At 75.0% G+C, this 1,839-nt stretch carries 2 protein-coding genes; one reads left to right on the top strand and one right to left on the bottom strand.

All coding sequences use genetic code 11. The features are described from left to right. Positions 1-221 precede the first annotated feature (221 nt). Complete coding sequence (locus B7767_RS07560) at positions 222-878, top strand: DUF1326 domain-containing protein (RefSeq protein WP_085571480.1); 657 nt, start codon at positions 222-224, stop codon at positions 876-878. An 85-nt stretch (positions 879-963) separates the two neighbouring features. Here B7767_RS07560 and B7767_RS07555 read toward each other — a convergent pair whose 3' ends face one another. After that, a complete protein-coding gene (locus tag B7767_RS07555) occupies positions 964-1,788 on the bottom strand; it encodes a DUF2182 domain-containing protein (protein WP_085571479.1) in 825 nt (274 codons plus the stop codon). Positions 1,789-1,839 lie beyond the last annotated feature (51 nt).

Raw genomic sequence — 1,839 nt, 5'->3', positions numbered from 1 at the left:
CCGGCGCCGAAGGGCCGCGAACACCCGCGAAGGCCCGCGCAGGGCCGGGCCGGCCGTGACGTCGTCCGGCGAGGCGGGGGGCACCACGGGCGGGGTTCCCCCGCCGGGCGGTGAGGTGCAAGCTGGAGGGGAGGCCGCCTCGTCATCCCGGGTGCGGGCTCGGGACACGCGGTCTCGCCGCTCCGAGTGGGCCCCCGAGGGCCCGGCAGGAGGGAAGCGAGATGACAGAGCAGGCCACCACCGGCACGCGCTGGCACCTGGCCGGCGACTGGTTCGACGTGTGCAAGTGCGCCGTACCGTGTCCCTGTACGTTCGCCCAGCCCCCGACCTACGGCGACTGCGAAGGCGTACTGGTCTGGCACATCCGGGAAGGCAGCTTCGGTGACGTGCGGCTCGACGGTCTCAACGTCCTGATGCTCGGCTCCTTCACCGGCAACCCCTGGGCCGGCACGCACACCGACCCGTACGCCGCGGTCTTCCTCGACGAACGGGCCGACGAGCGGCAGCGCGCCGCGCTCGGGGCCGTCTTCGGCGGTGAGGCGGGCGGATGGCCCGCGCAGTTCGGGGAGATGTTCCACCCCGAGATGCGCGGTACGGACGTCGCCCCCGTCCACGTGGAGATCGACGAGGACCTCGCGACGTGGCGGGCGGAGGTCCCCGGCCGGGTCACGGCCGAGGCCGAGGCGCTCACCGGCCCGACGACACCGGACGGCGCACGGGTCCAGGTGCACAACGCGCCCGGCGCCGAGGTCGGGCCGGGCCAGGTGGCCACCTGGGGCCGGGCCACCACCGACCGCGCCGACGCTTTCGGCTTCTCCTGGGAACGCTCGGGGAAGTCGAGCAAGCACTTCCGGTTCGACTGGAGCGGGCCGGAGTGAAGGACCGGGGCGGGCCGGAGTGAGGGCCGGGGCGGCCCGGAGTGACAGCCGGGGCGATCCGGAGCGAAGGACCGGGGCGGCCCGCTCACATGCCGGGCATCGGGGTCAGGCCGGGCAGCAGCCGGTCCTGGAACGGTGCGAGTGCGGCCAGGACGAGGAACGCCACGCCCACGAACCGGGCGAGCAGCGGACCGCGGGACCACAGCTTCTCCACGAAGACCACCGCGGCCAGTCCCGCCATCGCCGCCACGTTCATCACGCCGAGCGGGATCAGGACGGCCATCAGTCCCGCACAGCAGCCGACGCAGTAGGCGCCGTGGTGGACGCCCACCCGCAGGTCACGGGCCGGCCGGCGGAACGCGGCGTACCGCACGAGCTGGCCCATGGGGTCGCGGCAGTGCCGCAGACAGACGTTCTTGAGGGGGCCGAGCTGGTACAGGCCCGCGAGCAGGAACGCCACCGCACCGATCCAGCGCCCCGCGGCCGGACGGCCGTCCACCAGGTCACCGGTGAGGGCCAGGGCCGCGTAGGCGAGGACCCCGAAGGCGGTCCACACGAGGAGGTAACCGCCCACGAACCCGGCGGTGCGCGCGGCCCGCGCCCGGCCGGAGGAGCGCCGGCCGATCCCCCGCACCCAGGTGAGGGCCACCGGTGCCATGGACGGCAGCATCATGGCCGCCGTCATCGTCACCCACAGCAGGAGGAACAGCGGCAGCGCCGTCCCCATCGTGCCGGGCCCGACGCCCATGTCCCGGGCCTGCCCGACGGTGAGCACCCAGGCGGGCACCGCGATCAGGACGACCAGGGCCCAGGCGGCCGCGAGTTCCCGGACCGGCAGCAGGCCTCCGCCCGCCCCGGTCGGCGCGGCCGGCCGGGCGGGAGCGAGGGGGGAAGTCCGGCTGTGGCGCATCGGCGTGTACTCCTGCCGCTGTCTCCAGGACAGCACGCATCCCCGCGCGCC

This window comes from Streptomyces sp. 13-12-16, from assembly GCF_002114215.1.
GTDB lineage: Bacteria > Actinomycetota > Actinomycetes > Streptomycetales > Streptomycetaceae > Streptomyces.
Note: the sequence above shows the minus strand (reverse complement) of the source record. Positions and strands in the feature narration are given on the sequence as shown.